The organism is Campylobacter sp. 2018MI34 (assembly GCF_016598975.1).
In the GTDB taxonomy this organism is placed as follows: Bacteria; Campylobacterota; Campylobacteria; order Campylobacterales; family Campylobacteraceae; genus Campylobacter_D.
Genome location: NZ_JAENKS010000227.1, coordinates 1 through 402, shown reverse-complemented (window position 1 = coordinate 402; position 402 = coordinate 1). Strand labels below are relative to the sequence as shown.

Annotated in this window: 1 protein-coding gene; it reads left to right on the top strand. The window is 66.2% G+C overall.

Annotated elements, in window-relative coordinates:
- Window positions 1-402: hypothetical protein (locus JG676_RS08575; protein ID WP_200217979.1), on the top strand; the 402-nt coding region annotated here is incomplete at both ends.

Genomic DNA, 402 nt, shown 5'->3' with positions numbered 1-402 from the left:
GTTCAAGGTGCCGCACAAGCTCGACTTCGAGCATCTCGTTCCGATCGAGACCGAGGTCGTGGACGGCGTGACGCGCATGAAGCTGCCGCGGCCGCTGCTGCGCCATCGCGAGGGCTTCGCGCTGACCGATGCGGGCTACGATCTCGTGCGCGCGCTCGATCACACCAACTACTGCATCTGGTGCCACAACCAGGGCAAGGATTCCTGCTCGCGCGGCCTGAGGGACCGCAAGACCGGTGCGTTCCAGAAGTCGCCGTTCGGGGTCACGCTCGCCGGCTGCCCGCTCGAGGAAAAGATCTCGGAGATGAACCTCCTCAAGAGCGAGGGCTTCTCGATCGGCGCGCTGGCGATCGCCGCGGTCGACAATCCGCTGCTGGCGGCGACCGGCCACCGCATCTGCAA